The 26,694-nt window shown below is 67.6% G+C and carries 28 protein-coding genes and 1 tRNA gene; 20 read left to right on the top strand and 9 right to left on the bottom strand.

Features of this window, described 5'->3' with window-relative positions; genetic code table 11:
* Positions 1–300 precede the first annotated feature (300 nt).
* Together ABD287_RS01125 and ABD287_RS01120 are read right to left on the bottom strand one after the other, a co-directional pair.
* Positions 301–735: a VOC family protein gene (locus tag ABD287_RS01125; protein WP_344166849.1), complete on the bottom strand. Its 435-nt coding sequence runs from the start codon at positions 733–735 to the stop codon at positions 301–303.
* A 203-nt stretch (positions 736–938) separates the two neighbouring features.
* On the bottom strand, positions 939–1,226 hold the full coding sequence (locus ABD287_RS01120) for a hypothetical protein (protein ID WP_344166847.1): 288 nt from the start codon (positions 1,224–1,226) through the stop codon (positions 939–941).
* 1,046 nt (positions 1,227–2,272) lie between these two features.
* Between ABD287_RS01120 and ABD287_RS01115 the strand changes: the two genes are divergently transcribed.
* Positions 2,273–3,748, top strand: coding sequence for a hypothetical protein (locus ABD287_RS01115; protein ID WP_344166845.1), 1,476 nt, complete (start codon positions 2,273–2,275; stop codon positions 3,746–3,748).
* 1,242 nt (positions 3,749–4,990) lie between these two features.
* Here ABD287_RS01115 and ABD287_RS01110 read toward each other — a convergent pair.
* Together ABD287_RS01110 and ABD287_RS01105 are read right to left on the bottom strand one after the other, a co-directional pair.
* Positions 4,991–5,602, bottom strand: coding sequence for a GNAT family N-acetyltransferase (locus ABD287_RS01110; protein WP_344166844.1), 612 nt, complete (start codon positions 5,600–5,602; stop codon positions 4,991–4,993).
* A complete protein-coding gene (locus ABD287_RS01105) occupies positions 5,602–6,372 on the bottom strand; it encodes a GntR family transcriptional regulator (protein ID WP_344166842.1) in 771 nt (256 codons plus the stop codon). Before ABD287_RS01105 ends, ABD287_RS01110 begins: the two co-directional genes overlap by 1 nt.
* Before the next feature lie 143 nt (positions 6,373–6,515).
* Between ABD287_RS01105 and ABD287_RS01100 the strand changes: the two genes are divergently transcribed.
* The 11 genes from ABD287_RS01100 to ABD287_RS01050 all read left to right on the top strand — a co-directional run bounded on the left by ABD287_RS01100 (position 6,516) and on the right by ABD287_RS01050 (position 13,863).
* Positions 6,516–6,824, top strand: coding sequence for a hypothetical protein (locus ABD287_RS01100; protein ID WP_425565473.1), 309 nt, complete (start codon positions 6,516–6,518; stop codon positions 6,822–6,824).
* A gap of 229 nt (positions 6,825–7,053) precedes the next feature.
* A complete protein-coding gene (locus ABD287_RS01095) occupies positions 7,054–8,007 on the top strand; it encodes a hypothetical protein (protein ID WP_344166838.1) in 954 nt (317 codons plus the stop codon).
* Positions 8,008–8,071: 64 nt separating this feature from the next.
* Entirely contained in the window at positions 8,072–8,278 is a 207-nt protein-coding gene (locus ABD287_RS01090) for a hypothetical protein (RefSeq protein WP_344166836.1), read from the top strand.
* The gene (locus ABD287_RS01085; protein WP_344166834.1) at positions 8,275–8,610 is read left to right on the top strand and encodes a hypothetical protein; all 336 of its coding nucleotides are present in this window, start codon (positions 8,275–8,277) and stop codon (positions 8,608–8,610) included. The genes ABD287_RS01090 and ABD287_RS01085 overlap by 4 nt, the downstream gene beginning before the upstream one ends.
* Positions 8,611–8,698: 88 nt before the next feature.
* A complete protein-coding gene (locus ABD287_RS01080) occupies positions 8,699–9,529 on the top strand; it encodes an FtsK/SpoIIIE domain-containing protein (protein WP_344166832.1) in 831 nt (276 codons plus the stop codon).
* Between the two features lie 85 nt (positions 9,530–9,614).
* On the top strand, positions 9,615–10,052 hold the full coding sequence (locus tag ABD287_RS01075) for a DUF6197 family protein (RefSeq protein ID WP_344166830.1): 438 nt from the start codon (positions 9,615–9,617) through the stop codon (positions 10,050–10,052).
* A complete protein-coding gene (locus ABD287_RS01070) occupies positions 10,049–10,357 on the top strand; it encodes a hypothetical protein (RefSeq protein WP_344166829.1) in 309 nt (102 codons plus the stop codon). The genes ABD287_RS01075 and ABD287_RS01070 overlap by 4 nt, the downstream gene beginning before the upstream one ends.
* Positions 10,354–10,752, top strand: coding sequence for a hypothetical protein (locus tag ABD287_RS01065; RefSeq protein WP_344166827.1), 399 nt, complete (start codon positions 10,354–10,356; stop codon positions 10,750–10,752). Before ABD287_RS01070 ends, ABD287_RS01065 begins: the two co-directional genes overlap by 4 nt.
* Before the next feature lie 50 nt (positions 10,753–10,802).
* Positions 10,803–12,410, top strand: coding sequence for a replication initiator (locus tag ABD287_RS01060; RefSeq protein WP_344167732.1), 1,608 nt, complete (start codon positions 10,803–10,805; stop codon positions 12,408–12,410).
* An 11-nt stretch (positions 12,411–12,421) separates the two neighbouring features.
* Positions 12,422–12,631, top strand: coding sequence for an excisionase family DNA-binding protein (locus tag ABD287_RS01055; protein ID WP_344166825.1), 210 nt, complete (start codon positions 12,422–12,424; stop codon positions 12,629–12,631).
* Entirely contained in the window at positions 12,631–13,863 is a 1,233-nt protein-coding gene (locus ABD287_RS01050) for a tyrosine-type recombinase/integrase (protein WP_344166823.1), read from the top strand. Before ABD287_RS01055 ends, ABD287_RS01050 begins: the two co-directional genes overlap by 1 nt.
* A gap of 82 nt (positions 13,864–13,945) precedes the next feature.
* Here the strand turns inward: ABD287_RS01050 and ABD287_RS01045 are convergent.
* The 3 genes from ABD287_RS01045 to ABD287_RS01035 all read right to left on the bottom strand — a co-directional run bounded on the left by ABD287_RS01045 (position 13,946) and on the right by ABD287_RS01035 (position 15,996).
* Positions 13,946–14,017 (bottom strand) — tRNA-Lys (locus tag ABD287_RS01045).
* Positions 14,018–14,367: 350 nt separating this feature from the next.
* Positions 14,368–15,336 (bottom strand): acyl-CoA desaturase, encoded by a 969-nt coding sequence (locus ABD287_RS01040; protein WP_344166821.1) that lies wholly within the window; start codon positions 15,334–15,336, stop codon positions 14,368–14,370.
* A gap of 264 nt (positions 15,337–15,600) precedes the next feature.
* Complete coding sequence (locus ABD287_RS01035; protein WP_344166819.1) at positions 15,601–15,996, bottom strand: MerR family transcriptional regulator; 396 nt, start codon at positions 15,994–15,996, stop codon at positions 15,601–15,603.
* 185 nt (positions 15,997–16,181) lie between these two features.
* On the opposite strand from ABD287_RS01035, the gene ABD287_RS01030 reads away from it, so the two are divergent.
* From ABD287_RS01030 to ABD287_RS01010, 5 genes are all read left to right on the top strand, one after another.
* Entirely contained in the window at positions 16,182–17,540 is a 1,359-nt protein-coding gene (locus ABD287_RS01030) for a hemolysin family protein (RefSeq protein ID WP_344166817.1), read from the top strand.
* Complete coding sequence (locus ABD287_RS01025; protein WP_344166815.1) at positions 17,537–18,607, top strand: hemolysin family protein; 1,071 nt, start codon at positions 17,537–17,539, stop codon at positions 18,605–18,607. Before ABD287_RS01030 ends, ABD287_RS01025 begins: the two co-directional genes overlap by 4 nt.
* A 115-nt stretch (positions 18,608–18,722) precedes the next feature.
* The gene (locus ABD287_RS01020; protein WP_344166813.1) at positions 18,723–19,061 is read left to right on the top strand and encodes a hypothetical protein; all 339 of its coding nucleotides are present in this window, start codon (positions 18,723–18,725) and stop codon (positions 19,059–19,061) included.
* Entirely contained in the window at positions 19,058–19,861 is an 804-nt protein-coding gene (locus tag ABD287_RS01015; protein WP_344166811.1) for a hypothetical protein, read from the top strand. The genes ABD287_RS01020 and ABD287_RS01015 overlap by 4 nt, the downstream gene beginning before the upstream one ends.
* Complete coding sequence (locus ABD287_RS01010) at positions 19,858–21,240, top strand: alpha/beta hydrolase (protein WP_344166809.1); 1,383 nt, start codon at positions 19,858–19,860, stop codon at positions 21,238–21,240. Before ABD287_RS01015 ends, ABD287_RS01010 begins: the two co-directional genes overlap by 4 nt.
* An 8-nt stretch (positions 21,241–21,248) precedes the next feature.
* On the opposite strand, the gene ABD287_RS01005 is transcribed toward ABD287_RS01010, so the two are convergent.
* Positions 21,249–21,935 carry a VOC family protein gene (locus ABD287_RS01005; protein ID WP_344166807.1) on the bottom strand — a complete coding sequence of 229 codons (687 nt, stop codon included), beginning with the start codon at positions 21,933–21,935 and terminating at the stop codon, positions 21,249–21,251.
* A gap of 187 nt (positions 21,936–22,122) precedes the next feature.
* Between ABD287_RS01005 and ABD287_RS01000 the strand changes: the two genes are divergently transcribed.
* A complete protein-coding gene (locus ABD287_RS01000) occupies positions 22,123–23,328 on the top strand; it encodes a L,D-transpeptidase (protein ID WP_344166805.1) in 1,206 nt (401 codons plus the stop codon).
* Positions 23,329–23,379: 51 nt separating this feature from the next.
* Here the strand turns inward: ABD287_RS01000 and ABD287_RS00995 are convergent, their stop codons facing one another.
* Positions 23,380–23,952, bottom strand: a complete 573-nt coding sequence (locus ABD287_RS00995) for an NADPH-dependent FMN reductase (RefSeq protein ID WP_344166803.1) — start codon at positions 23,950–23,952, stop codon at positions 23,380–23,382.
* A gap of 69 nt (positions 23,953–24,021) precedes the next feature.
* On the opposite strand from ABD287_RS00995, the gene ABD287_RS00990 reads away from it, so the two are divergent.
* Both ABD287_RS00990 and ABD287_RS00985 read left to right on the top strand, forming a co-directional pair.
* A complete protein-coding gene (locus tag ABD287_RS00990; protein WP_344166801.1) occupies positions 24,022–25,011 on the top strand; it encodes a L,D-transpeptidase family protein in 990 nt (329 codons plus the stop codon).
* Between the two features lie 159 nt (positions 25,012–25,170).
* Positions 25,171–26,688, top strand: coding sequence for a M1 family metallopeptidase (locus ABD287_RS00985; protein WP_344166799.1), 1,518 nt, complete (start codon positions 25,171–25,173; stop codon positions 26,686–26,688).
* Positions 26,689–26,694 lie beyond the last annotated feature (6 nt).

Here is a 26,694-nt window from a genome sequence, read left to right as displayed (position 1 = left end):
GTGACGTCGTGACCACGCTGCTGACCCTGACCGCGCTGGTCGCGATCTGGTGGGCTTTCCCCTTCTTATTCCCCGCCGGCGACATCGACTGGACGCTGGTGGCTCGCACGGTCCTGGGGTTCGCCATCGGGGGAACGGTGGTGGCGCTGTCAGCCCGATTGACGCCGCCAGCGCGTACGCCGACCTGTCCGGCACAAACTTCATCCAAGGCGACGGCCCGGCGCCGCCGATTCACCCGGATGCCTTGGACCGAGGGCGCGCATGCCCTCGCCGTCCGGCCAGGATCCGCCGTCAAGCCACTCAGTCGAGGCAGAACTCGTTGCCCTCGATGTCTTGCATCACCAGACATGACTCGTCATAGCCGTCGGCAGTCAGCAGTCGCACGCGGACGCCGCCGAGCGCAACCAGGCGGGCGCATTCGGCCTCAAGCGCGGCGATGCGCTCTTCGCCCACGAGCCCAGCGCCGACCCGCACGTCAAGGTGCAGCCGATTCTTGACGACCTTGCCTTCGGGAACGCGCTGAAAGAACAGTCGCGGGCCGATGCCCGCGGGATCCACGCACGCGAAGGCTGAGCCCTGGCGCTCAGGCGGTAGCGCACGATCGAAATCGTCCCACGTAGCGAAGCCCTCCGGCGGCGGTGGTACGACGTACCGCAACACCTCGCACCAGAAACGAGCGACGCGCTCAGGCTCTACGCAGTCAAAGGTGACCTGGAACTGCATTGCCGACTCCATCAGTCCATCATAGAGGCGGACCCCAACCGTCGCCGCGCGAGTCGCGGTTTCCCTTGACATGGGTTAGTCACCCGATCGAGGCAGGTTCGCCGAGGGCTGGGAAGAGAACAAGCACGCTCACCCCAAGCCGTCCACCTACGCGACTTGCCAGGCTCGCGTACCGGCCGTCCAGCCGGTGGGCCCAGCGGGCATATGCTTCCTGGTCAGAACGGGGGTGCGTCCTCGCCCATCAACGCCAACACCACGCCTCCCTTCCCGCTCTTGAGGCTCTGGACCACGACCTTGCCGGTGCTGCCGTCGGGTAGCTCCAACGTGAAGGTCTTCCCGACCGCGTCCTTGGGGCCGCTGCCGGCGCTGTTAGCGGGTCGGAAGTCTCCTGCCCACGACGGAAGCCCACCCTTGCGGGCGGGTTCGGCGAACAGCCCGGCGGTGCCGGGGGTTCTGGTGCCGTCCGTGGATAGAAGCACTGCGGCGCTGCGAAAGGTAGCCATATTCGGCAAGGTTACCCCCGACGGAGCTCCACCGCGCCACGACAACGGCGCCGCGAGCAGGACGGCTTCGGAACGGCCATCTCTCTGCTCTCACGCCGTAGCCGGCCGTGCGTCGGCGCGCCTGAGGCAAACCGCGGGTTGTGGATCCTGAAGGATCGGCGGCCGGCAGCCCGGCCCACTCGGTCGGTGTCTCACCATCCACGTCCGTCATGACGCGTACCAGGCCCCGGCGTGGCGGCCCATCGCGAGGCGTCGTTGTGCAATGCCCAACCGCCGACGTATTCCTGGTCAGAGGCTATGAATGGTGGGCCGCCAGGGACTCGAACCCTAAATGCCTCGCGCTTCTGCGAGGTCGGGCTGAATCCGGCGGATCGCCGTGCTGAGCTGGGCCAACGTTCGTGTCGCCTTACATCGTTTGCCGACCTCGTTCGGGCTCATTTGTGCCGAACTTGTGCCCGATGATCTTCAACGGAGATCCCGTCGCGGCGGCACCTGTCGACGACAGCATGCTCCCGCATGCTCGACCGCACGAACCAATGGATTGCCGGCCGTTTGGTCCAACACGGCCGCGCGCCTGGTCAGGCGGTTTCGCTTGGCAGGGTCGAGTACGTTGCGGTGGCCACGGTTGCTGTACTCCGCTGCTGTATGGCGACAGGCCAGCGACAGCTGATGGTTCTCCCTGAGCCGCCCCGAGGCTCCTCTGGGATTGGAATCCGTAGGCATGGCAGTCAACTGGGGACCGATTCGACCAACCTGCGGCCAGCTGACCTCCGACGGGGCATTTGTCGTCTGCTGATCTCACGCCGATCGCCTCAACCCCAGTTGGCGGCTACTCGGTGAATCACCTCGTTGCTACGATCGGGGACGGCAACGTACAGTAGATTGGTCTTCGCTGATGTACGGAGGGGCCGTTCTCTTGTGTCGGGTATCCGACATGTTGAGCCTATGGGCCTATAACCGAAGTAGCGTGTTGGCTTGGCCAGCCAGGACGGAGATCTTTTAGACGGATTTCCTCGTCTTGGCGCACTCCTATGTCAGGAGAAGAGTTGTCCGACTTCCGTATGTTGAGTTATCGCGAACAACGCCGCTGGACTAGCCTCCTAACCATTAGCGCCTTGATTCTGCCTGCTGCGGCGATGGTGGCGTCAAGTCCGGCTTTGGCAGCCGAGCCGCTCTACGACCAGAAAGACAAGACAGGCGCAATTCTGTCGCTGGATGGCGCTGTGGGTCAACTTGTTCAAAAGACCAGAACGACTGACTCTGATCCAGCGAAGACGAGCACCTCTTTCCCGGTACGTGGCGCTCTAGTTGATGAATCTGGCAAGCCGCTAAAAGGCGCTACGGTTCAGGTGGATCTTTTCCCGGGAACGGCGACAATGGCGAATCGCTCTTTGAGTGGTGGAGCTGTGTCGGATATTCCATTGGCCGCTGTCGTCACGGACTCGGAAGGCCGGTTTACGCTGGAACTACCTGCCCTGCGGAGTATCGCTGATTACACCGACGAAGACGGTCTAGTTGAGCTTCTCTTCAGCAGTGTTGAGTCGGGCCATGCCATGTTCTACAATGCGCGAGTAGTTCTGCCAAAAGACCAGAGCGAAAGGGCAGTCATGCCCATGGCTGATATTCGCACGATAGGTGGCGATCGACCTGTTGCCGATTTGATTGCCAATCGAGAATTGAATCAGGCCGCGCGGCAGAATGATCCTCAGCCAGATCCCGATGACGACGGTGAAGGCGATATTCCACCTCCGGACGGGAGTTTCGCTGAGCCTGCGGAAGAGGCTGGCATTGGGAAGCAATTTCTCGACAATGTCCTACTGAGGGCTGACACTAGCCCGATCCCCGATCGCCTTGCGAAGGATCCAGATCCGCAGAAGCTTTGCCTGGAATCGGTCGGCATTCACGTTTGGCGCTGGGATATTGATAGCTCAGGTACACCCATCCCAACGCCAATTCAGGCGGTCAAGACTATGGGAAAGCTTAAAGCGACTTATAAGTGGGACGACACCAGGACTATCGAAACGACAGTCGGGTTCGACTTAAAGTATAAGAATTCCCAGATCAAAGGAAGCTTTACGAAATCAACGCAGAGCGGCCTCGGCGGGGTTGCAGAGTTGCCACACAAGTGGACCGGCTACGTCCGGACTTCGGTGGAGCAGCGTTGGTGGTTTCTGAAGTGCTTTAAGCCTAAAGAGGTATACGCCAATGTCCGCCAGCTTAGGCCATACAGGGTCTTGGGTGGCGCACAGAATTTCAAAAGCTCTGGTGCCAATAAGGGGTGTGCTCCGAAGATCGGGCACCCGAGCATCAGCCCTGGAAACTCCATAACAGTGTCGAAAACAGCTACCACCAAGGTCGCGGGCGGATTCAACATGGAGGGTGGCCTGATGCTCGATGCCTCTCAGGTTAACACCGCGTCTAATGTAAAGACATTTATTAATAAAAGCAAGAAAGACGGATTCGTATGCGGCTCCAACGCTACTATTCGCGATGCCGCGATTGTTCGTGAGGTAAGCAAGTAAAAATGGATGCCAGCTGGGATTCAGGTGGAACGGCCAGAACTAACTCCGACGACAATGAGGCTACTTCACCCTCAGTGGCTGGTCGTCGAGGACGTCTACATCGGCGTCGCGGCCTATTGGTGATAATAGCCTGTCTGCTCCTCGTGGGCGGCGTCGGTTCTGTGGCCAACTACCTCTTGAAGCCTGGCCCAGCTGGCCCTGAAATAAAGGAAGAGGGAGACGCTCTCGCTTGGGCGACCCGTCGCAACGTTGGATTTAGGTTTACGGACTCGACAGTCTTCATCGAGCTTCGTAAGGGCCCAGTCAAACTTCGGGGCGTAGAATTCGACCTCACAGGAGACACAGCTCGTCAGCTTGGTAACCCAATGATTGCCCGCATGCGACCTGGAGCCGACTTTCGAGACACTCCAGAGGGTTACCCTCTGACAGCTGAACAGTTACGACGGTTTGAGTTTGAAGAACCGACTCCTGTCAAGGGTGCGGTCCTGACGGTTCCCGCCGGTCAGGAGACTGCTTTCTACGTCCTGCTCCTAGGATTCGAGATTGTTGGTGAGGGACGCACAGTCCGTGGCGCGCCATCATTCACCTACACCACCGAGGAAAGCTGGCGTACGAAGACTTTTCATATCAACATTTCTCTCAGTATCTGCTCACCTCAGTCAGAGGCTGACACTCCCTGTTGACGGGCTCTGAGGCGATTCTCACGAATGCTGACAGCTTGACGGCATCGCGAACAAGGTCGGCAGGTACGGGCGTTGCCGCAGGGGCTACGGGCCGTGCCCGGTTCGGACGCCCCCCAGTGCCGGTGTAGACGGCGACTGGGTGCGGCCCGGCTCCTGGATCCGCCAGCTGGCGCTCGACGGCCACCACCCCCTCGCCGGTGCCAGATCTGACCTGGCGTTGCGGCGGCGCGTGCTCCGGCCGACGTAGCTCGCGCACGGCGGACACCGCGCCCTCGGCTTCTTCCGTTCGTGCGGCTACGGCCCGCCGGCTGCGTCCGGCACCCCGGCCATTCCCCACCTGGTGCGCACGTCGAGCCCGGCGGTCGCGGCACCCAGCTTGACCGGTACGGGCCCCGCGTCGCTTCGGCGGCCGGGGCCATCTGCTATGTGCGCGAAGCGCCAGTCGCCGGGCGTGTTTGCGCGAGCTGCGAGGAGCGGCCGAGCGACGAGCAGCCGCGCGCCCTGGCGGCGGCGCGTGCGGCCCGCTTGCCGGGCCGCCTTGAAGTCGTACAGAAAGTTCTCACACGTTGGGGCGGGGGTCGTCCGCTTCAGCGAGCATCTCGTCCAGGCGGTCGCGCACGGCGGGCCATTCGTTCGGGATGACGCTGTAGTAGACGGAGTCACGGATGTAACCGTCCGACAGGATGCGGTGGTTGCGGAAGACGCCCTCGCGTACGACTCCGGCGGCCTCGATCGACCGCAGCGATCGGATGTTGCGGGCGTCTGCCTTGTAGGCGACTCGCACGGCTCCCATCGTGTCGATCGCGTGACCGAGTTGGAGCCGTAGGCACTCCCGAGCCGCCCCTGTACCCCACATCGCCGGTGTGAGCCAAATCCAGCCGATCTCAACGGCGCGATCGTTGGGGCGGATGTTGATAAAGCTGGTGCTTCCCACGGCTCTCCCGCTGGCGGAATCCACGATGGCCCAGGGCATCCGCTTTCCCTGTGCCTGCTCGCACATCGCGTCTTCATACAAGCGCCGGATATCAGCGGACGTTTGCGGTACCGGCTCGTCGAGGTAGATCCAGATCTCGGGGTGACATGCGGCTGATAGCAAGTCGCCCAAGTGCATCTCGGCCAGTTGCTCCAGGCGGACAGTTCGCCCGGTCAGGGTCGGCATCGTGAGGTTCATCAGGCGTCCACGTCGTAGACCAGGACGTGGCGGTCGCTGGGTAGGACTACCTCGTAAGCCTCGATTGGTTGGTCGTGCTGGTCGTAGGACGTCCGTAGGAGTCGGCCCACCGGCGTAGCGGGAGCAAGCCGGAGCTTCGTGCTCTCCTCCGCGGTCGGCATCCGCCAGGTGATCTGGTCGTGGTATCTGGTGGGCGTGTGCCCAAGGTCTTCCAGTATCTGGTCGGTGCCTTCCAAGACATCGGCGGAATCCATGATCTTGCTGCCCTGGACGAGATCGAGTGGGTAGTAGCTGTCCCCGAGCTGGAGCGGCTCGTCATCGGCGAACTGCACACGGCGGCGTACGACGACTTGGTCACCTTCGGTGAGGTTGAGCAGCCTAGCGATCTCTACAGGTGCCGGTGCCACCTCCACCGTGCTGACCTGCTTCGGCACCTTGCCCTGCGCGCGGATCTGCTGCCCGAATGTGTCCAGCCTCCGTTCGGCTTCGAGGCGCTTGGTACGGGAGCCGGTCAACGAAGCGTGGTAGCGCATCTGCGGCTCAGCGCGCACCCAGGCACCACGTCCCTGGCTGCTGATGAGGAGCCCCTCGTTGCGGAGGACCTCCAATGCGTCACGCACGGTGTTGCGGCTCACGTCGTAGCGCTTCCGAAGCTCGACCTCGGTAGGGACGCGGGTGCCGGGCGGAAGCTCACCGGACCGGATTTGGTCCCGGATCAGGCCTGCGAGCTGCTGGTACCTCGGTCGGGGGTCGGCCGGGTTGATCGTCATGAGGTCCTCCAGAAACTTGTACCAACAGGCTAACAACGCCTTGCCGCAGGCGCGACAGACGTGCTACAAAGATGTTGTTGGTACAAGCCAACAGGCCAACAAGTCACCGACCTAGGAGGTCAAGGGTGAAGCTCAACATCGACATGACGGGTAAGCGGTTCACGGTGTCGCAGGAGGTGGGTCCGAAGAAGGATCAGAACGGTAATCAGCGCAACGAGAAGGACACTGGCCGTCCGCTGTGGTCGACCCAGGTTTTCGTTCTCGACGCTTCCGGTGGTGACGTCATCACCATCACGACGGCTGGTGAGAAGCCGAACGTGAAGGTGGGCGACGTGATCGCTGTCGAGCAGCTCGAAGCCATCCCGTGGGCGACCAACGGTCGTAACGGCACTGCGTTCCGTGCGCTGGGTTTGAAGACCGCTTCTGGTTCTGTGGCTTCGGCCAAGGCCTGACCTGCGCTGCGCCGCAAACCGCACATACCTGTTGATGTCCTGATGTGGCGGACTTCGCTCCGCTGAACGTTCCAGTTCTGTGCGGGTGGTCCATTGGGCCGTTGTTCCCGCAGGTCACGCCCCTTGGTCGTGACCACATGTTGCCGGCGAGGGGTCGGCAAACGGCTTCCAACCAGCCGACCCCCGCCACCACTGTGACTCCGTCTCCTGCCTAAGGGAGGACTTCGTCGTGTCCAAGTTTAAGTCGTCGCGTTCGTTCGGGCGCAAGTCCGGCGCCATCTCGGTCATCGAGGCGAAGGTTCATTCGTCGTCGGCCCGTCGGGCCAAACTCGCCGCGATCCTGACCGCTGTGGCGGTCACCGCCATGTATGCGGTGATCTTCGCTTCGCGTTGGCCGCACCCCATCGCTGCCCTGTTGGTCGGCTTGTTCTTCGGCTGCTTGGCAGCTGTCCCCGTCTACGCGCTCGTGCGGATCTGGCCGGTCATCGTCCGGATCTGGTGGTGGCTGCCTGAGCTGGTTATCGCCTGCGTGTTTGGTTGGTTGTGGACCGTGTTGGTCGACAACACTCCCACCCCGGTCGCTGCGGTCGTGGTGACCGCCCTGGGTTTGGTGTGCGGGTTCGTCCCGCCGGTGCGGCGTTTGATCGTCGCGGTTTACAAGTGTTTCGAGGTGCGGCACCGGCTACGGGTGTGTTTCACCGCGTTCATCGTCGCCAACCGCACCGGCAGCCTGCCGCTGATCCTGGCCGCCAAACCCACCCCGGTAGGCGAACGCGTCTGGGTCCACCTCAGGCCCGGCCTGTCCCTGACGGACCTACAGGGCCGTTTGGACAAGATCACGGCCGCGTGTTGGGCGAAGGCCGTCACCGTTGAGGCCGCTTCGTCGAACGCCGCGTTGGTGGTGTTCGAGATCAAACGCCGTGAGGCGTTGACCGCCCTGGTCCCCTCCCCGCTACCCGACATGGTCGCGGTCCCAGACACCCCCGAAGGCATCGAAGCCCTTCCGCCGGCCCCGGCCGGCGACAACACCGGGTCGTTGAACCTGGCCGACATCCCCACCCAACCAACCACCCCCACCAGTCCAGCTGGTGGGCAGGTGAAACCGAAAGCCCCTCGTACGGGCAACACCGGCTCCGATCCGGTACCTGGCCCTGGTGGAGACGACGTCTCCGACTGGATCTAACCCCAACCCATCTTCGCTTCCTCTCCCATTCTCGCTTTCTTTCTCCTGTTAGGAGTGGTTTGTCATGTCCAAAAACTCGCAGGTCACGTACTACGTGGCGTTTATGCACGCCAACGGTCACGGTCACACCGTGGTCGCTTCCCCCACCCCGATCGTGGATGCCGCTGGCATCAACCGGCTCCACAAGTACTTGACCGACGCCGGGGTTGTTGACCCGACGGTCATCAACTTCATCCCGTTGGGCGAGACCGCCACCGGAGCGCGGGCATGAACCTGACCTTGACGGCCGCTGGGCGTCGTTGCCCGGTCAGCGACCTGCTGACCATCCGCCCCGATCACGACGTGGCCGGGTTGCTGCGGCTGGTCCACCACACCCCGAACACCGGACCCGACCCGGTCCTGACCGTCCTGCTGCGGCTTACCGACTGGCGGACCGCCATCGACGCACAAACCCGGGCGCTGCTGGCTTACGCCCGCACAGTCCCGAACCGCCCTTACCGGCTCACCGAACTGGCGCAGGCCACCGGCATGTCGTTCTCCGGTGTCCGCACCGCCTACGGCGACCACGAACTCGCCACCGTCGCCACCGCAATCGACCTCTAACCCCTGAAATTTCGCGTGTGCGGGACGACCAACGGCTTTCACGCCCTGGCCGTCCCGCCCACCCCTTGCCTGCTTGGAGGCACCTGCGATGACCACCACTATGACGGCGGCCGGGTCCCCGGCGTTGTCGCTGTCGATCTTCGACCCCATCTACCTCGGCGTCGACGAGCACGGACGCCCTGTCTATCTGGACCTGGTCTACCGCAACCTCCTCGCCGGAGGCGAACCCGGCGGAGGCAAATCCGGCCTGTTGAACGCGATCACCGCGCACGCCGCCCTGTGCGCTGACGCCCGTCTCATCCTCCTCGACGGCAAACTCGTCGAACTCGGCTTGTACCGGGATTGTGCGGATGAGTTCATCGGCCCCAACCTCGCCGACGCGATCAACCTCCTACGCCGTCTGCAAGCGGTGATGGACAACCGATACGCCTGGCTGTTGGCCCAAGGGCGTCGCAAGATTAGTGCCACTGATGGCATTGAGGTGATCGTCGTGGTCATCGACGAGATCGCCCTCTACTCCGCCACCCTCGGCAACAAGGCTGAGCAAGAAGAGTTCTCCGCCCTGCTACGGGACCTCGTCGCCCGCGGCCGCGCCGCCGGCATCCCCGTGGTGGCCGCTACTCAGCGCCCGTCGTTCGACATCATCCCGACCAGCCTGCGGGATTTGTTCGGGTACCGGGCGGCGTTCCGGTGCACGACCACGAACACCTCGAACATTGTCCTGGGCCAAGGATGGGCCGAACAGGGCTACTCCGCCGCCGACATCACCCCCGAAAACCAGGGCGAATGCTTCCTCCTGACCGAAGGTGGCTTCCCCCGGCGGATCAAAGTCGCCTACCTCAACGACGAGGACATCAAACGCATCGCCGCCCACGCCACCTGGGCACGCCGTTCCCGCGACCTTCACAAAGCCGCATAGCCGAAGCGACGGCACCCACTCGAAGCCTGCCAGCTAACCGGGTGCCGCCGCCTATTTCACCCACCACCTACGAAAGGAGAGGGCGATGAACCCTACCCAAAACACCACTGCAAACGACCGGTGCGCCGGCCAGCTGCTGAACACGGCCGCGGACGTCATCGACGCCCACGGCTGGACCACCGGGAACCTTTACGACCACCACACCACCCCCGTCGGCATCCCGCCGGTGTGCGCGATCGGCGCGATCTACACCGCCGCCGGTCTGGACGTCCGCACCGCCGTGGACATCCCCGCTTTCGTCAACGACACGATCGGCGAGTTCGCCGGATGGCTCGGCACCCACCACCACGCCCACAGCCCAGCCCTGCGCCTGCACCTACTCGGCGGCCTACCCGACCTCGGGACCATCGTCGCCGACTTCAACGACACCAACGGCCGCACCGCCACTGAGGTCGTCACCGCCATGCGGGCGGCGGCTGCTGCCCATCTGCGGGCTGTGCACGGGATCGAGGCCCGGGCATGAACACCGTCAACACAACCTTGACACTCCCCACCCAACCCAAACCCCAACGCCGCCGCACCGTGGTTGAGAACAACGACTACGCGGCGTTCACCCGCCGGATCATCGCCGCCCACGGCCGGCGCGTCGCTGCCGGCGACGTCGAAGCCCTCCGCGACCTGACCGCCCTATCCGTCGTCCTGGATGAGGCGATCACTACCGCCGTCATCGGCCTCCGCCGCACTTACGGCTACTCCTGGGCCGAGATCGGCTCACGCCTGGGCATCACCCGCCAAGCCGCCCAGCAGCGTTTCGGCGGCACCGGATGACCATCACCACCATCGACCGGCATCACACCGTCCACGCCTGTACCGGCGACCCGGTCGACACCGCCACTACCGTCGTCCACACCGTCGACGGCGGACCCTGCCACCAGCCGGTCACCATCCGGGCCGGGTCAACGCTCGCCGTGGTCTCCTGCGGGCGGGTCAAACCCGCCGCCCAGCAATGCCACCCCTGCCGCCCCATCGTCGTCGTCCGCGAGGTCACCTACGAGGTGATCGACTGCGACACCCTGCACGGCCAGCACACCACCACTGTGGCCACCGGCCACAGCACCCACCCCTGCCGCATCTGCGACCAACCCCTATCGGCGATCCTCGCCGGCCTGGGTCGGCACATTCTGTGCGGTGTCCCACTGCCCCTGATGGGCCGTTGGAAGTGACCAGTTCGACGCTGGACATCACCCCCCACCCCAACACCAGGTGGGGGGTGATGTCGAACGCCGACCTACCAACATTCGGCCACACGCCTCTGCCGTCCCAGCTCACTGATCATGGGGCCGCGTTCTACCGGGCTACCCAACCGGATTACGACTCCTGGATCTCTCACGTCCGGGCCGCCGCCGGGTGCACCCGACCCCTACAACTCCACGGAGCCCTCGGCGACGCCCGCCACACCGAGCAGCTCCCCGACGGGGTGATCTACAAAGCCTGCGGGAACCGCCGCCACACCGTCTGCCCATCGTGCGCCCGCACGTATCAGAACGACGCCTACCAACTGATCCGCGCCGGCCTCATCGGCGGCAAAGGCGTCCCCGAAACCGTCGCCCGGCATCCGGCCACGTTCGCCACCTTCACCGCCCCTTCCTTCGGACCCGTCCATGCGCACAAGGTCAGCAAGCACACCTGCCGCAACCGCAAACGCTGCGACTGCCGGCCTGATCCGTGCCGCCCGCGCCGGCCCGAAGACATCCGGCTCTGCCAGCACGGGCGGCCGATGGTGTGCTTCGCCCGCCACGAACGCGGCGACACCCGGATCGGGACCCCGGTCTGCGCGGACTGCTACGACTACGAGCACCAGGTCGTGTGGAACCTGTCCAGCGGAGAACTGTGGCGGCGCACCAAACAAGCCGCCGACCGGCACCTCCGCCGCCTCTGCCGGACCCGTGGCATTCCGTTCGTGGTCGTCTACACCAACAGCGGGAAAGCCCGGTACCTGTCCCCAGTGCGGCTCTCCCACGGGAAGGTGGCCGAGTTTCAGCGCCGTGGCGTTGTCCACTTCCATGCTCTGCTGCGCCTGGACGGCATTGACGCCTGGGACCTGGACGCCGTGATCCCACCCCCGGCCGGCATCGGCGTCGACGACCTGCACGACGCTCTCCGGTACGCCGCCACGACGATCGGGCTCACCGTCGGCGGGCACCCCGACAACCCCACCGGCTGGCCCATCGCCTGGGGCACCCAGTTGGACCTACGCCCGCTCAACCTGGCTGGCGACGGGGACGTCACCGATGGGATGGCCGCCGGATACCTGGCCAAGTACGCCACCAAGTCCACTGAGATCACCGGCCACAACAGCACCCGCCTGGACGCCGACACCATCAACAACTACGCCGACGACCAAGGCACCCACGTCGAACGCCTCATCGACGCGTGCTGGCGAATCGGTCGGCCTCTACCCGCCGTCCGGCGTCAAGGCGGCCTTGACACCCAACCGGCTAACGCCCGCCCGACCAACCCGTGCCAAGGGTTACGTCGGTGGGCGCACATGCTCGGCTTCGGCGGCCACTTCTTCACCAAAGCCCGCCGCTACTCCACCACCTTCGGAAACCTCCGCGCCGCCCGCATCGACTTCCGCCGCAACGAGCACCAGGACCACCAGCAGGTCGACACCGGCGTGGTCCGGGCCATCGACCACCAAGGCGAGGAAACCACCCTCGTCGTCGGGGCGCTCACCTTCGCCGGAGCTGGATGGCGCAACTCCGGCGACGCTCTCCTGGCCAACACTGCGGCGGCGATGGCCCGGATACGACACGAGACGGCACGAGAGGAGATCGCCCACGAGATCGGAACCCTGGCCGACCTTCCGGCCGCCGCTTGAAAGGAACCACCGTGAAGACCACGACCGTGATCACCCCACGTTGGCACTCACCCGCCGACGTCGCCCAGCTCCTGGGCTACGGCCTGTCGAAAGTCAAAATGAAGATCGCCACCGGGGAGTTGCGGTCCATCAAAGACGGCAAGTACCGGCGCATCCTGCCCGAATGGGTCGATGAGTACATCGCCGACCAGGTCGCCCGCCACGAGCAGGACGCCGCCTGATGGCCACCAAAGCGCGCGCCAACGGCGAAGGATCGATCTTCCCTTACCGCAACGGCCACGCCGCCTACGTCTGGGTCACCAAACCCGACGGCAAACGCCAACGCAAATACGTCTACGGCAAAACCCGCGACGACGTCCACGGCAAGTGGCTCAGACTCCACCAGGCGGCCAAGGCCGGGCCGGTGCCGACCAAAGTTCCGACGGTCGCCTCCTACCTCGCCGGCTGGTTGGAGGACGTTGTCCGGCCGAACCTGTCCCCGGGCACCTACGTCACCTACGAGGTCGCCACGCGCCTGTACCTGATCCCGGGCCTGGGAAAGAAGCGCATCGACAAGCTCCAGGTGCGAGACGTCCAGACGTGGATCAACGGCGTGGCGCGTGCCTGCCAATGCTGTGCCCAGGGCAAAGACGCGCGGCGGCCGGTCAAGAAGCGTCGCTGTTGTGCGCTCGGCCGATGCTGCCAGGACTTCCCAGCGACCACCTCGCTGGCGGGAGTTCGTCGCGTCCTGCGCACGGCTCTGACCCAGGCGATGACCGAGGGCGTCATCTCTCAGAACGTGGCGAAGTTGGTCAAGCTTCCGCCGATGCGACCGAAGAAGCGTCGCGCCTGGTCGAGCGAGCACGCGCGACAGTTCTTGGAGTCGGCCCGTCGTGACCAGGATCCGTTCTACGCCGCCTACGTCATGGTCCTGGTGCTCGGCCTCCGTAAGGGCGAGATGTTGGGCATCGTGTGGGAGGACCTGGACCTCGTCGCGGCTGAGCTCACCATCGGGCACCAGCTCCAACGGGTCGGCACGCAGCTCCTGCACCGGGACACCAAGACGGCCAACTCGGACGCCACGCTGCCGCTGCCCTCGATCTGCGCCGTCGCGTTGGAGCAGCGTCAGCAAGCGCAGGTGAAGGAACGTACGGCCGCCGGTCCGGCCTGGCAGGACCTCGGGTTCGTGTTCACCACTCGCTTCGGCACTCCGATGGAGCCGCGCAATTTCAACCGCATCTGGGATCGACGTTGTGACGCTGCCGGCGTGCCGCGGATCACCGTTCGGGACGCCCGCCGTACCTGCGGGACGCTGCTCCGTGACCTTGACGTGCACCCTCGCGTGGCCATGGAGATCCTGCGGCACGCCCAGTTCGCGATCACGATGGAGATCTATACACAGGTGACCTCGGACGCCACCCGGTCGGCGCTCAAGAAGCTGAGCGCGAGTCTCGGCGAGGAGGTGGGCGAGTGACCTCGCTGCTGTACTTTGCTGCTGTACTTGCGATTCTGGGCAATTGCTGGCGGGCCAACATGTGCCCTGACCTGGTGTTTTGTGGGCCGCCAGGGACTCGAACCCTGAACCAATGGATTAAAAGTCCACTGCTCTGCCATTGAGCTAGCAGCCCGGGCGAATTCTGGAGGTTACTCAGCGTCGACACTACTCAGCTGACGCGTTCATGCCGACCCGTCAGCCGGCGTGAGCTTACCGCACGCTTCGCTGTGCAGTGGCCCGGGCGAACGCCCAGCCGGGCGCGGCTCTGCCCTCAGGCGACGGGCAGGGTCAGCGCCCAGCCCAGCCGGACGAACCCGGCGCCGGTGAGGGCGCGGAGAACGTTCCAGCGCGTCTCGAACCGGGGCTGCGCTCTTGGACGGCGACCACCCCTATCTCAGGACGTCGGCGGCCGATCTGCTGCCGCCCTCCGCGCGGACGCCTCCCGCGCCGAGGGCTACGCCTCGCGCGGCCCGACCCTGCGGATCACCGGGTGATGGTCTTGGCGGCCAGTCGTCCCGCGTCGGGCCACCGGACGTCCGTGGCCCAGCCGAGCTTCTCGAAGATCCAGATGAGCCGCCCCGCAGGGTCGATCTGCCCACGCAGCACCCCGTGTCGGGCGCAGGTCGGGTCGGCGTGGTGCAGGTTGTGCCAGCTCTCGCCGAAGGACAAAATGGCCAGCGGCCAGAAGTTCGTGGCCTTGTCCTTGCTGGTGAACGGCCGGTCGCCGACGACGTGGCAGATCGAGTTAACCGACCAGGTGACGTGGTGCAGCAGCGCGATCCGGACCAGGCTGCCCCAGAAGAAGCCGGTCAGCGCCCCTGCCCATGACATGGTCGCCAGGCCGCCGATGAGCGCGGGCGCGAAAACCGACACCAGCACCAGCGGTAGGAACAACCGGTCGACGACGCGCAGGTCGCGGTCGGCTACCAGGTCCGGGGCGAACCGGTCACGGTTGCTCACCTCACGGTTGAACAGCCAGCCGACGTGGGCGAAGAACAGCCCCTTGACCAGGGCCCCGATGCTGGCTCCGTACCGCCACGGGGAGTGCGGGTCGCCCTCGCGGTCGGCGAACGCGTGGTGCCGGCGGTGGTCAGCGACCCACTGCGTCGGACTGCCCTCGATAGCCAACGAACCGGCGACGGCGAGCGTCACCCGCAGCCAGCGGGGCGCCTTGAAGGACCCGTGGGTGAAGTAGCGGTGGTAGCCGGCGGCGATGCCGAAACCGCTGATGAGATATGCCACGACGGCCATGGTGGCGTCAAGCGGCGACATGCCCCAGCCCCAGGCGACCGGCACGGCCGCGGCCAGGGCGGCGAACGGCACGAGGACGAACAGCCACAGCACCGCGATGGCGAGGCGGGACTGCGGCGCCGCCAGCAGCGGCTTGGGGGCGTTGACGGGTGTCGCCGGCTCGACGGGCTCCGGCGGTCTTGCGGTGAGCACAGCGCTCATGGGCGATCTCCCTGCGGACTGGATAAGGGCCGCTGCCGCGGGCAGAAAGCCCTGTTGAACAGCGATGGAGCAGATCGTGAAGCGAGGATGGGCGACGGGCCATGTCGCGTCTCGCGCGCGTGATTTCCGTGCGCTGCTCCTGTGATGGCGCGATAGCTGCCTAGGAACGGTCGGACGACCGTGTTATGAATCCATTTCCGAGCATACCCGCGATTTGCGGCCACGCCATCAGCGGCGGAACCGGGGAATCATTCGCCGCTTTCCTCAGATCAGCGGCGAGTTGATGATTTCGATGCCAGCGGTGATGAGCGCGTGGGCGCGGGCCGTGATCAGCTCCAGGATGGCGTGCGAGTGCGGGGCCGCGGCGGCCACCGCGTCACGCAGCGCCGTGAGATCGACGTCGAGCTCGGCCAGGGCGCGGCTGACGTCGCCGTCGGTTTCGGCGTTGAGCGCCTGGGTCATGTCGTTGAGGTGGATTCCGTGGCTCTCCAACTGCCGGATGGTGCCGATGACGTCCACCGCGGCGGGCTCGTACATGCGGAAGCCGCCGTCGGTGCGTTCGGCCGGCCGCAGGAGACCGAGCTGCGTGTAGTAGTCGACGGTCCGGGGGCTGACTCCCGCTTGGGCGGCCAGTTCGCCTATACGGAGCAGCTGACGCATGCGGGTGACCTCCCGTGCTGGGCGCACAGCAACCGTACAGTTGCGCGTGTTAGTGTCCGATTCGTGTCTGATGGTAGCGCCGCTGGCGCCAGTACCGGGCCGGGCATCGACCGGCGAACCGAATTCGCTCGCGACGATGCCGCGAGCGCCCCCGTCGGCTTCCGCGCCGCCGGCGGTGACGTCCGGTGCTGATCGCCATCGGCTTGACGGTCATCATCATGTTGACCGTCGCCACCGGCTACTTCGTCGCCCAGGAGTTCGCCTACGTCGCTGTCGACCGCGGCCGGCTCCGTGCCATGGCCGACACCGGCGACGCCGCCGCGGTCCGCGCCCTGCGCGTCACCGAACGGCTCTCGTTCGTGCTCTCCGGCGCCCAGGTCGGGATCACCGTCACCGCGCTGCTCGCCGGCTATGTCGCCGAGCCGTTCCTCGGCAAGGGCCTGGCCAACCTGCTCGGCGGGGCCGCCGGCCTCTCGGAGAAAACGAGCCTGACCGTGTCGATGATCGTGGCGTTGCTGTTCGCCACCATCGTCCAGATGGTCCTCGGCGAGTTGGCCCCCAAGAACCTCGCCATCGCCAAACCGGAGGCCCTGGCCCGGTCGCTGTCCCGCTCCACGCTCATCTACCTTGCCGTCGCCGGTCCGCTCATCCGGGTCTTCGACGCGACAGCCAACAAACTGCTGCGCCGGGTCGGCATCGAGCCCGTCGAGGAGCTGCCCCAGGGCGCCACCGCCGAGGACCTCGACCGGATCATCGCCACCGCGTTCGCCCGCGGGGCCCTCGACGCCGACAGCGCCCGGCTGCTCGACCACGGGCTCGAGTTCCGCGACCGGACCGCCGGCGAGGTCATGGTGCCCCGGGTCAACACCGTCACCATCCCCGCCGGCGAGCCGGCGCTGCGGGTGGTCGAGCTGCTTGACACCGGCCACTCGCGCTTCCCGGTCACCGGCGCCGGCGTCGACGACGTCGTCGGGGTCGTCTCGATCGCCGACGTGGTCCGGCTGGCCCCGGAACAACGCCGCGTCGTCACCGTCGGCGACCTGGCTGACCCGCCGGTCCTGGTGCCCGCTTCCCTGCCGCTGCCCGGCCTGCTCGAACGCCTCAAGGCCGCCCACCGGCAGCTCGCCGTGGTGGTCGACGAGTACGGCGGCTTCGCCGGCGTCGCCACCCTGGAGGACGTCGCCGAGGAGCTCGTCGGCGACATCCGCGACGAGGACGACCTGCCCGAGCTGGGCATCGAGGCCGCCCCGGGCGGGTCGTGGCTGCTGCCCGGCGGCGCCCGCATCGACGAGGTCGCCGAACGCACCGGCGTGCCGCTGCCCGAGGGCGACGCCTACGACACCATCTCCGGGCTGGTCATGGCAGCCCTCGGTCACATCCCGTCGGCCGGCGAGCAGGTCACCGTCGGCCTGTCGCCGGTCGTCGACGAGGCCGGTGACCCGCAGCCGCGGGGTCGGGTGCGGCTGACCGTCCGCTCGGTGCGACGGCACGTCCCCGAGCAGGTCCTCATGGTCCGCGTCGTCGACGGTGAGGTGACCGCGTGAGCACCGGATGGTCGTTGCTGGTTTCGCTGCTGCTGCTGGCGTTCAACGCCTTCTTCGTCGCCGCCGAGTTCGCCCTGGTGGCGGCCAAGCGGCACCGGCTCGAAGCCGCCGCCGCCGACGGATCGCGCGGGGCGAAGGCGGCGCTCGCCGGCGGCCGGCAGCTGTCGATGATGCTGGCCGGCGCGCAACTGGGGATCACCCTGTGCACCCTGGGTCTGGGCGCGTTGGCCAAGCCGACCGTCGCGCACCTGCTGGAGCCGGCCTTCGTCGCCGTCGGGATCCCGGCCGAGGCGTCCATCGTGGTCGCCGCCATCCTGGCCGTCTCGCTGGTCGCTTTCCTGCACGTGGTCATCGGCGAGATGGCGCCCAAGTCGTGGGCGATCAGCCATCCGGAGACCTCCGCGCAGCTGCTCGCGGTGCCGTTCATCGCCTTCACCACTGTCTTCCGGCCGTTCCTCACCGCCCTCAACGGACTCGCCAACGCCTGCCTCCGGCTGGTGAAGGTGCAACCGCAGGACGAGCTGGCTCAGGTCCACGGGCCGGAGGAGCTGCGGATGCTCATCGAGGCGTCTCGGGAGCACGGCACCCTGGCCGCGGCCGAACACGAGCTGCTGAGCGCCATGCTCAAGGTGCAGACCACCACCATCGAGCAGGTCATGACGCCCGCCGAGCGGATCGTCAGCGTCCCCGCCACGGCCTCGGCCCGGGACGTCGAGGTCCGCAGCTCGGAGACCGGCCGGTCCCGGCTGGCGGTCACCGGCGTCGACGGACGCGTCGTCGGGATCGTGCACATCCGCGACGCGTCGAAGGCGACCAGCTTCGAGCGCCCCGCGACCGCCGTCGACCTTATGTCCGAGCCGGCGACGCTGGCGGCCACGACCCGGGTGCTGGAGGCGGTGAAATCGATGCGTGGCCGTCGTTCCCAGCTGGCCCTGGTGGTCGGTGGAGACGGCGCCGTCGTCGGCATCGTCGCGTTGGAGGACCTCCTGGAGGAGGTCATCGGCGAGTTCGACGACGAGACCGACCCGATCGTGTCGGCGGCCCGGCGGGTGAGCCGCACCGGTTGAGCGGACCGTAGGTGCGCGGAAGCCCGCGAATCGAACCTCCTTCGAGGACGGACGGGGTTGCGCGCGCGGTGGCGTCTGCGGCAGGCTCGGTCCGGACCTGCCGGAGGAGGCGCCGATGGCTCTGTACGGTGATCCGGACCGCCTGGACCAACTCGCCGACCACCTCCTCACGAAAGCCGACGCGATCCGTCGGCACGCCGACGACCACCTGCGCCGCGGTCAAACTGCCCACTGGGTCTCGGCTGCCGGTTCGGCGTACCGGGAGCAGCTGGCCGCCGACCGGCAGCTGATCGAACGGTCGGCCGTCCATCTTGAGCAGGCCGCGGCGGCCCTGCGCGGACACGCGGACGAGGTCCGCGAGCGGGTGGCGTTCCTCGTCCGGCTGGCCCGCCACAGCGTCGCCGAACTGCCGCTACCGTCCCCAGGGCTCCTGCCGCGAGGGGTCGGCCGGTGAACGTTCCGGCGCCACGGCGCCTGGCGCTCACGGGACTGGAGCTGGCGACGCTCGCCGGGCGCGCCGGTTGGACCCCGCCGCCGGGGTTCGGCGGCCCCCGTGCCGCCCCGGGCGCGCTGCGGCGGGCCGAGGCGGGTCTGGTCGAACGCGGGATCATGACTACCGGTCCGGGCGCCGGCGGCCCGTCGTTGGCGGTCCCGGTGGCCGCGAACCTCGCCGTCTTCGCCGCGGCGGTCGCGACGATCTGTGTGGAGTCCCGGGTCCGCGGCGACGGATCGACGGCCTGGTACGCCGTCACCGACCGGCTCGGCGCGAGCCTGTTCGCGCTCGGCGACGGCGCGGCCGAGCTGTCGCTGTTCCCGGCCGAGCTGCTGGGCCGCGAGTTGATCCGGGCAGTGCCGTCGTTCCCCCCGGATGACGAGACGGCGCGCGCCTTCGCCCTGGGGCTGGCGCCCGAGCCACCGCCGGCGGGGCGGGCGCCGCTCGCGGCCCTGGCACACCAGGACGCGGACCCCGACACGGCCGACGGCACGCCGCTGAGCTGGCGCGAACGCGAGTTCGCCGAGCACCTGCGCCGTCGCACGTTCGGGATGCTCCGCTGCCTCGTGACCGGCGCCCCCGACGGTTGGCGCGTCGCCGGCCAGGTGCTCTGGTTGGCCACCGACGCCGGCTGGGTGGGGGCGCTTCCGGCCGGCGCCGAGCACGGCCGCCGGATGGTCGACCTGATCCCGGTGACCCGCCAGCAGATCGGCGCGTGGATAGCGCCGCACCTGTCGACGGTCGTGGGCGCCACCCGGTGACCGGCCCCGAGCTGCACGTCTCCGGTGGCGTCGGCGGAACATCCGCCCGGTACGAGGATCTGGCCACGCTGGGCCGGCACAGCGACGACGTCGCCCGGCAACTCGCCACGGTCAGCGCCGAATGCCACGGCATCCTGCTCGACCCGGACCTGCTGGCGTCCGCGCTGCTCGATCCCGGTGGGGTCGCGCGGATCCAGGCGTTGTTGCTGGCCGCGCTCGACGGGCCGGGCGGGTTGTCGGCGCTCGCCGCGGGTTTCGGGCGGCGTTCCGCGGCTTTGCGCGCGAGCGCGGCGTCGTACCGGGGGGCGGACGAGGCCAGCCGGTCGGCGTTGACGTGTCTACGTTGGGCGGCCGGCCATGCCGCGGGCGCCACGGTGGTTGCGGGGCTGCCGGTGCTCGCCGGCGTGGCGGGGCCGGCGCTCGCCTACGAGGCCCTCGGCGGCGACATCGACTACGAGCGCCTCATCGTGGAACACCCGGGGGTGGTGGACGCCGTCGTCGGCGCCGGCCCGGGTCTGCTTTCCAGCGTCCCGGGGTTGGCGACCGGCGACGTGCCCGGCGCGGCTGCGCTGTTGGCGCAGTTCTATCCGGACGGGCGCCCCGAGGTCACCGACCTGGGCGTCGCCGACCCGACCGCTCCGGGCGCCGGCGTGCTGGCCCGGGCGCCGGCCGGCTTCGGCGATCTCCTCGGGGGTCTGGACCACCGCAACGCCCGCGCCGACGCCGACGCCCCGGATCAGATCGATGTCCGCGTCGTGGGCGGCCGGGCCGGCGACACCGCGTACATTGTCGACATTCCGGGCACGAAGGTGTGGAACGCTCCTGGCGCGCACAGCCCGGCCCTGCACGACCTCGGCACCAACCTGCACGCGTTGGCCGGCGAGAGCACCACCCGCCAGCACGCCGTCGCCGAGGCGCTCCGTCGGGCCGGCGCCGGTCCCGACGATCCGGTCATGCTCGTCGGGCACAGCCAGGGCGGGCTGGTCGCCGCGCAGGCCGCGCGGGACAGCGGCGCCGGTGGGTTCGCGTTCAACGTCACACACGTCGTCGCGGTCGGCGCCCCGATCGGGCATGTCGTGGCCCCGTCGCACGTCCAGGTGCTGTCGTTGGAGAACCGGCATGACATCGTGCCCAGGCTGGACGCCGCCGAGAACCGTGACCGCCCGAACGTCACCACCGTGAGTTTCGACAGCCAGCTCGGCAGCATCGGGGCCAACCACTCCACCAGCCGCTCGTACCTCCCGGCGGCGGTCGCGCTGGACGCCAGCCCGACGCCGTCGGTCCGGGCGTTCCGCGACAGCGCGGTGGCCTTCATGCCGACAGAAGACGCCGGGACGACCACGCGGACCCACGTGTACGCCCTGACCCGTCAGCCCTGACCCGCCTGTCAGGTCCTCTGCTGACGGCTGGCCGCCGCCCGCCGTCGTTGGAGGAAGGGGCCGATGCCGTCCTCCTCGTCGGTGGCGATGAACGCCGCCTTCGCGATGATGAGCGCCTCCTCGACGTGCGGCACGCACCCCCAGGTGGTGTCGCCCCACGGGTCGGCCAGCTTCACCTCGGCTGCCGACGGGCATGGCGTCCCGTCGACGTTGCCGATCTGGCACCGGCTGGGGGCGTAGGCCCGGCGGGCGGCGTCCTCAGCGGCCTCCTGAATCAGCTCGAAGCGGGCCGGCGGACCGGTCTGGGCGACGCGCTGTTCGGCGGTGACCGCCTCTCGCTGACCCACCAGGACGACGTTGCCGTCCGGGTCCAGCACCCGCGCCTCGCCGCCGGGCGCGTGGTCCGGGTAGCCGATGTGCTCGCTGGACGCTCCGCCCGCTGCGAGCCGTTCGAGGACGACCTCCAGGGCGTCCACATATATGTAGAGGACGAGCGGCAACGCGACGGTGATGAGCGGCGGATGGACCTCGGCCAGCAACAGCGTCAACTCACCGTGACGCAGGTAGCGCCACTGGGAGTCATCGAGCGCGCCCTGGCGGTCCTCGGCGAACCCGAACATGCGGTAGAACCGTGCGGACTGGTCGGCGCTGCGCACATAAAGGATCGGGACGACGGCGGTCGCTGCTCCAGTCATGGGGGCAATCTATCCTCGCCCGACGGCGGCGTGCGGCGCGGCCGCCGCCCCTGGGGGTGGTCGATTCATCCGCAATCCCCTGTCGGGTTGACGACATCACCGTCACCTGCCCAATTCGAGGCAGTGACGTGTGTGCGTCGGTGGTGCACCATGGCGGGAGACGTCTGACACATTGGAAAGAGGAGCAATGGAGCCGGTCCCTGGCAAGCGGAGGTTTGGACTGGCGGCCGTCGCCGCCCTCATCGCGTTCACGGCGGCCTGCGAGAGGCCCGCCGACGCCGGCGTCAACGGCGACGCGTCCGGCGGTGGCGCTGGTGAGCGTGCCGCGGTCGCTCCGCTGTCGGTCAGCGCTCCGGCCCACGGCGCGACGAAGGTGCCTATCATCACTGCGGTCACCCTCGCCGTGCGCGAGGTGTCGAATGTGTCCATTTCGGTCACCGGGCCGTCGGGCAGAGTCGTTCCCGGCGGTTACCACCCCGCCACCCGGGTGTGGCGCCCGGTATCGTCGTTGGCCTGGGGGACGGCGTACGCGGTCTCCGCCTCGGGCAGGACCTCAGCTGGCCGCACCGTTTCGACCGCCAGCTCCTTCACGACGATGCGCCGCCCGGCGAAGTTGGCGCGGGTCTCCAGTCAGCTCGGGGACAACGCGGCGGTCGGCGTCGGGATGCCGTTGGTGGTCCGTTTCAGTCATCCGGTCCCGGCGGCCAAGCGCGACGACGTCCAGCGGCGGATGTTCGTCACGGCCAAGCCGGCGCAGGTCGGCGCGTGGCGTTGGGTCAGCGGCACCGAGGTCAGGTACCGGACCAAGCGCTACTGGAAGTCGAAGACGAGCATCACGTTCGGCGTGCGTACGCGGGGGCTGTACGTGGGCAACGGTCGCTACGGCGACAACGACCTCAGCGTCAAGATCAAGACTGGCCCCGGCATCGTGATGACCATCAGCAACAAGACCAAGCACATGACAGTCAAGCGCAACGGCAAGGTGCTGCGGCGCATCCCGGTGAGCCTCGGCAAGCCGAAGACGCCGTCATCGTCGGGAACCATGTTGATCATGCAAAAGCTCAAGAAGACCCGCTTCAACACGATCGATGAGTTGGGGCCTGACGAGGGTTACGACATCGAGGTCCACTACGCCCAGCGAATCACCTGGGGCGGCGAGTTCCTGCACGCCGCCCCCTGGTCGGTCGCGGCCCAGGGCAAGCGGAACGTCTCGCACGGCTGCGTGAACATGTCGACGAAGAACGCCAGGTGGTTGTTCGGCATCACCACGATCGGTGACCCGGTCACCACCACCGGCACCGAGGTGAAGCTACGCCTGGGCAACGGTTGGACCGACTGGAACATTCCGTGGAAGCAGTGGACCAAGGGCTCGGCGCTGCCTGTCAAGGTCTGAACGCGCCCGCGAGCGACCAGCTCGTACGTGACACGCTCACCCCGAGCCCCATCAGTCCTGCTCGGCCCGGCGCATCGGGGACAGCGTCGTCGACCAGCGGACCAGGCTGTCGAGCATCGCGTCGGTCGATGACTCGACCGCCTCGGTGGGGTGGAAGTCGCCGTCGCTGACGAGCTTGCCGGCGAACGGCACCGCCACGGCCTCCGGCACGACAACGAGCCCGACCGCCCCGAGCACCGGCTTCACCAACTGGGCTGACCTGGTTCCCGCCGCCACGCCTCCGTAGCTGAACAGCCCGCACGGCTTGGTGGCCCACTCCTGGAACAGGAAGTCGACGGCGTTCTTGAGCGTCGCCGGATAGCCGAAGTTGTACTCGGGGGTGACGAATACGAACGCGTCCGCGGCGTCGACTTTCGCGCTCCACGCCTTCGTGTGCTCGTGGACGTATCTACGCAGCCTCGGGTGGTTCGGCTCGTCCATGAACGGGAGGTTCTGCTCCGCCAGGTCGACGAGTTCGACGTCGAAACCGCCGTGCCCGGACGCCCGACGGTATGCCCACTGGCCGATCGGCAGGCCGATCCGACCGGGACGGGTGCTGGCGACGATGACCTGCAAGCTCGGCATGTGCCTTCTCCTTAGCGCCGATCCGCCCGAATCATGGGCGGAGCCTGGGGACGTGCCTACTATCGGGTAGTGCCTGACCATCAGCCCATCCCGGTGCCAGCGGGCGACAGCGTCGCGCCAGGGGCCGATAGCGCCGTCGCCGCGAACCCTTCGGAGGTGACCGCCGCCCCCGCCGGCGCGGGCGGGTCCCGGTGGGCGCTACGCCGTTGGCCGTGGCTCACCGCCGGCCTGGCCGCGACGGTCCTCGCCAGCGTAGCGGGGTGGACGGTCGTCGACCGCTCGGACGGGCCCGCGCCGTCCGCCCCGCCGAGCGCCGTCGCCCAGCCGGTGGAGGCCGCCGCTTCCGCCCCGCCCAGCACCCCGCCGAGCATCCCGGCGGCGGCCCCAGCGCCCAAGGGCCTGCCGGTGATCGCCTACCTCAAGCGGTTGCCCTCGGGACTCCCCGCCGACCCGACGCCGATGGCGAGCGAATTGCCGACCGAGATCCTGCGCCCCACCCGGGACCTGGTCGTCTACGACGCCCCCGGCGGCCGCCCACGGGCGATCCTGCCCAAGGCCGTCTCCGGCATCGGGGCGGCGGTGCCGATCGTCGCCCGCGAGTCGGGCTGGGTGGCGGCGCTGATGCCCTCGGGCAACCGCACCATGGGCTGGCTGCCGCCCGCTGGTTGGATCACCGCGACCACCGCCGACCAGGTCGTCATCCACCGCAAGGCGCACCGCCTCACCTGGTACCGCGACGGCCAGGAGCGTGGTTCGTGGAAGGTGAGCGTCGGGTCGAAGGTGTCGCCGACGCCGTTGGGTCGCAGTTTCGTCTTTGGCCGCTCGAAGCTGCCGGGTGAGGTCTACGGCGGGCTGGACGTGCTGGCGCTCGGGTCCGTCCCCGATGATCCTGACTCGGTTCCCGTCGGGCTCCGGGGCGCGCACATCGGCATCCACAGCTGGTACCAGAACACCTTCGGCGGCGACACCTCCGACGGCTGCGTTCAGGTCCCGCAACCGGGGCAACGGCTGCTGCTGGAGAACCTGCGCCCCGGGGCCGGGGTGCTCGTCCTGCCCTGACGCACTCAGCTCGGGCGCGCATAGTCGTCGATGCGGTATGACCTAAACGAGATCGACCGGCGTCCACTGACGATCGTCCGGTGGGTTAGCGTTCGGGTGTCTTGCCTCGCCACGGCCCCGCAACGGCCGTGCCCCCTCACCTGACGAGAGGACACTTCTGTGCGCAGCGCGTTCCTGGCGCTTTCCGCCGCCCTCACCCTCACCCTGGTCGCCCCGCCGGCGCTCGCCGCGGACCCGACCGTCGGTAGTCCCGGCGTCGGCGACAGCTACTACCCGATGTACGGCAACGGCGGCTACGACGTCGCCCACTACGACGTCCGGCTGCGGTATTACCCGGAGGACGGCCGGCTGACCGGCGCGACCACCATCCTCGCCACCGCGACGAGCAACCTGACGCGGTTCAACCTCGACTTCGCCCTGGACGTCACGTCGGTGCGGGTGAACGGCCTTCCGGCGGAGTTCACTCGGCAAGGCGGCCACGAGCTGGTCATCACGCCGGCGAAGGCGTTGGCCAAGGGCCAGTCCGTGACGATCGTCGTGCAGTACGCCGACAAGCCGGCGACGAAGACCGTGGACGGCTACTCGGCGTTCAAGCGCACCACCGACGGCTTCACCATGGTCGGTCAGCCCGAGGCGGCCTGGTGGTGGTACCCGAGCAACGACCACCCGACCGACAAGGCCACCTTCGATGTGTCGGTGCTGGCGCCGGAAGGGCTGGCGGCGCTGAGCAACGGCGTCCAGCTCGGCGACCCGGCCACTCCGATCAAGGGCTGGAAGCGTTGGTCGTGGCGCAACAGCCAGCCGACCGCGCCGTACCTGCAGTTCGTGGTCGTGGGCGACTACGAGATCACCAAGGACGACATCAACGGTCTGCCGGTGATCAACGCCTACCACCGGGGGCTCGGCGACGCGACGCCGGCCGCGAAGGCCAGCATCGAGCGGTCGTCGGAGATCGTGGAGTGGGCTGAGCGGTTCTACGGCCCGTACCCGTTCACCTCGCTGGGCGGAGTGGCCGGCCCGGTCGACGGTTTCCGTAATGCCCTGGAGACCCAGGGTCGGCCGGTGTACGGCGCGGGCTTCTGGCGGCGGGGCACCAACACCAGCGTCGTCGTCCACGAACTGGCGCACCAGTGGTTCGGCGATTCGGTCTCGGTGGCCGACTGGCGCAATATCTGGCTGAACGAGGGCTTCGCCACGTACTCACAGTGGCTGTGGTCGGAGGAGAGCGGCGAGGGCAGCGCGCAGGAGTTGTTCGACTACACCTACGCGGCGAACCCGGCCGACTCGGCGTTCTGGCAGACTAAGCCGGGCGACCCGGGTTCGGGCGACCTCTTCCACACCGCCGTCTACAACCGTGGGGCCATGGCGGTGCACCAGATCCGGCTGGCGATGGGCGACGAGGCGTTCTTCCCGTTCCTGCAGGAGTGGCTGGCCCGTAACAAGTACGGTGTCGGCACGATCGCCAGGTTCCAGGCCCACGCCGAGGTGAACGCGGGCAAGTCCCTGGACGAGGTCTTCAAGACCTGGTTGTTCAAGCCGGGCAAGCCGGAGCTGCCCGGTCGGACCGCGCTGGTCGCGCCGCAGCGGCCCAAGTCGTGGCTGGAGATCCAGCGAGCCGCGGCCGAGGCGCACGCCGACCACGACTGCCTCGATCACCACCACCACCACAACCACTGACCGGCG

The organism is Pilimelia columellifera subsp. columellifera, from assembly GCF_039532605.1.
In the GTDB taxonomy this organism is placed as follows: domain Bacteria; phylum Actinomycetota; class Actinomycetes; order Mycobacteriales; family Micromonosporaceae; genus Pilimelia; species Pilimelia columellifera.
This window is presented reverse-complemented; position numbering and strand designations above follow the sequence as displayed.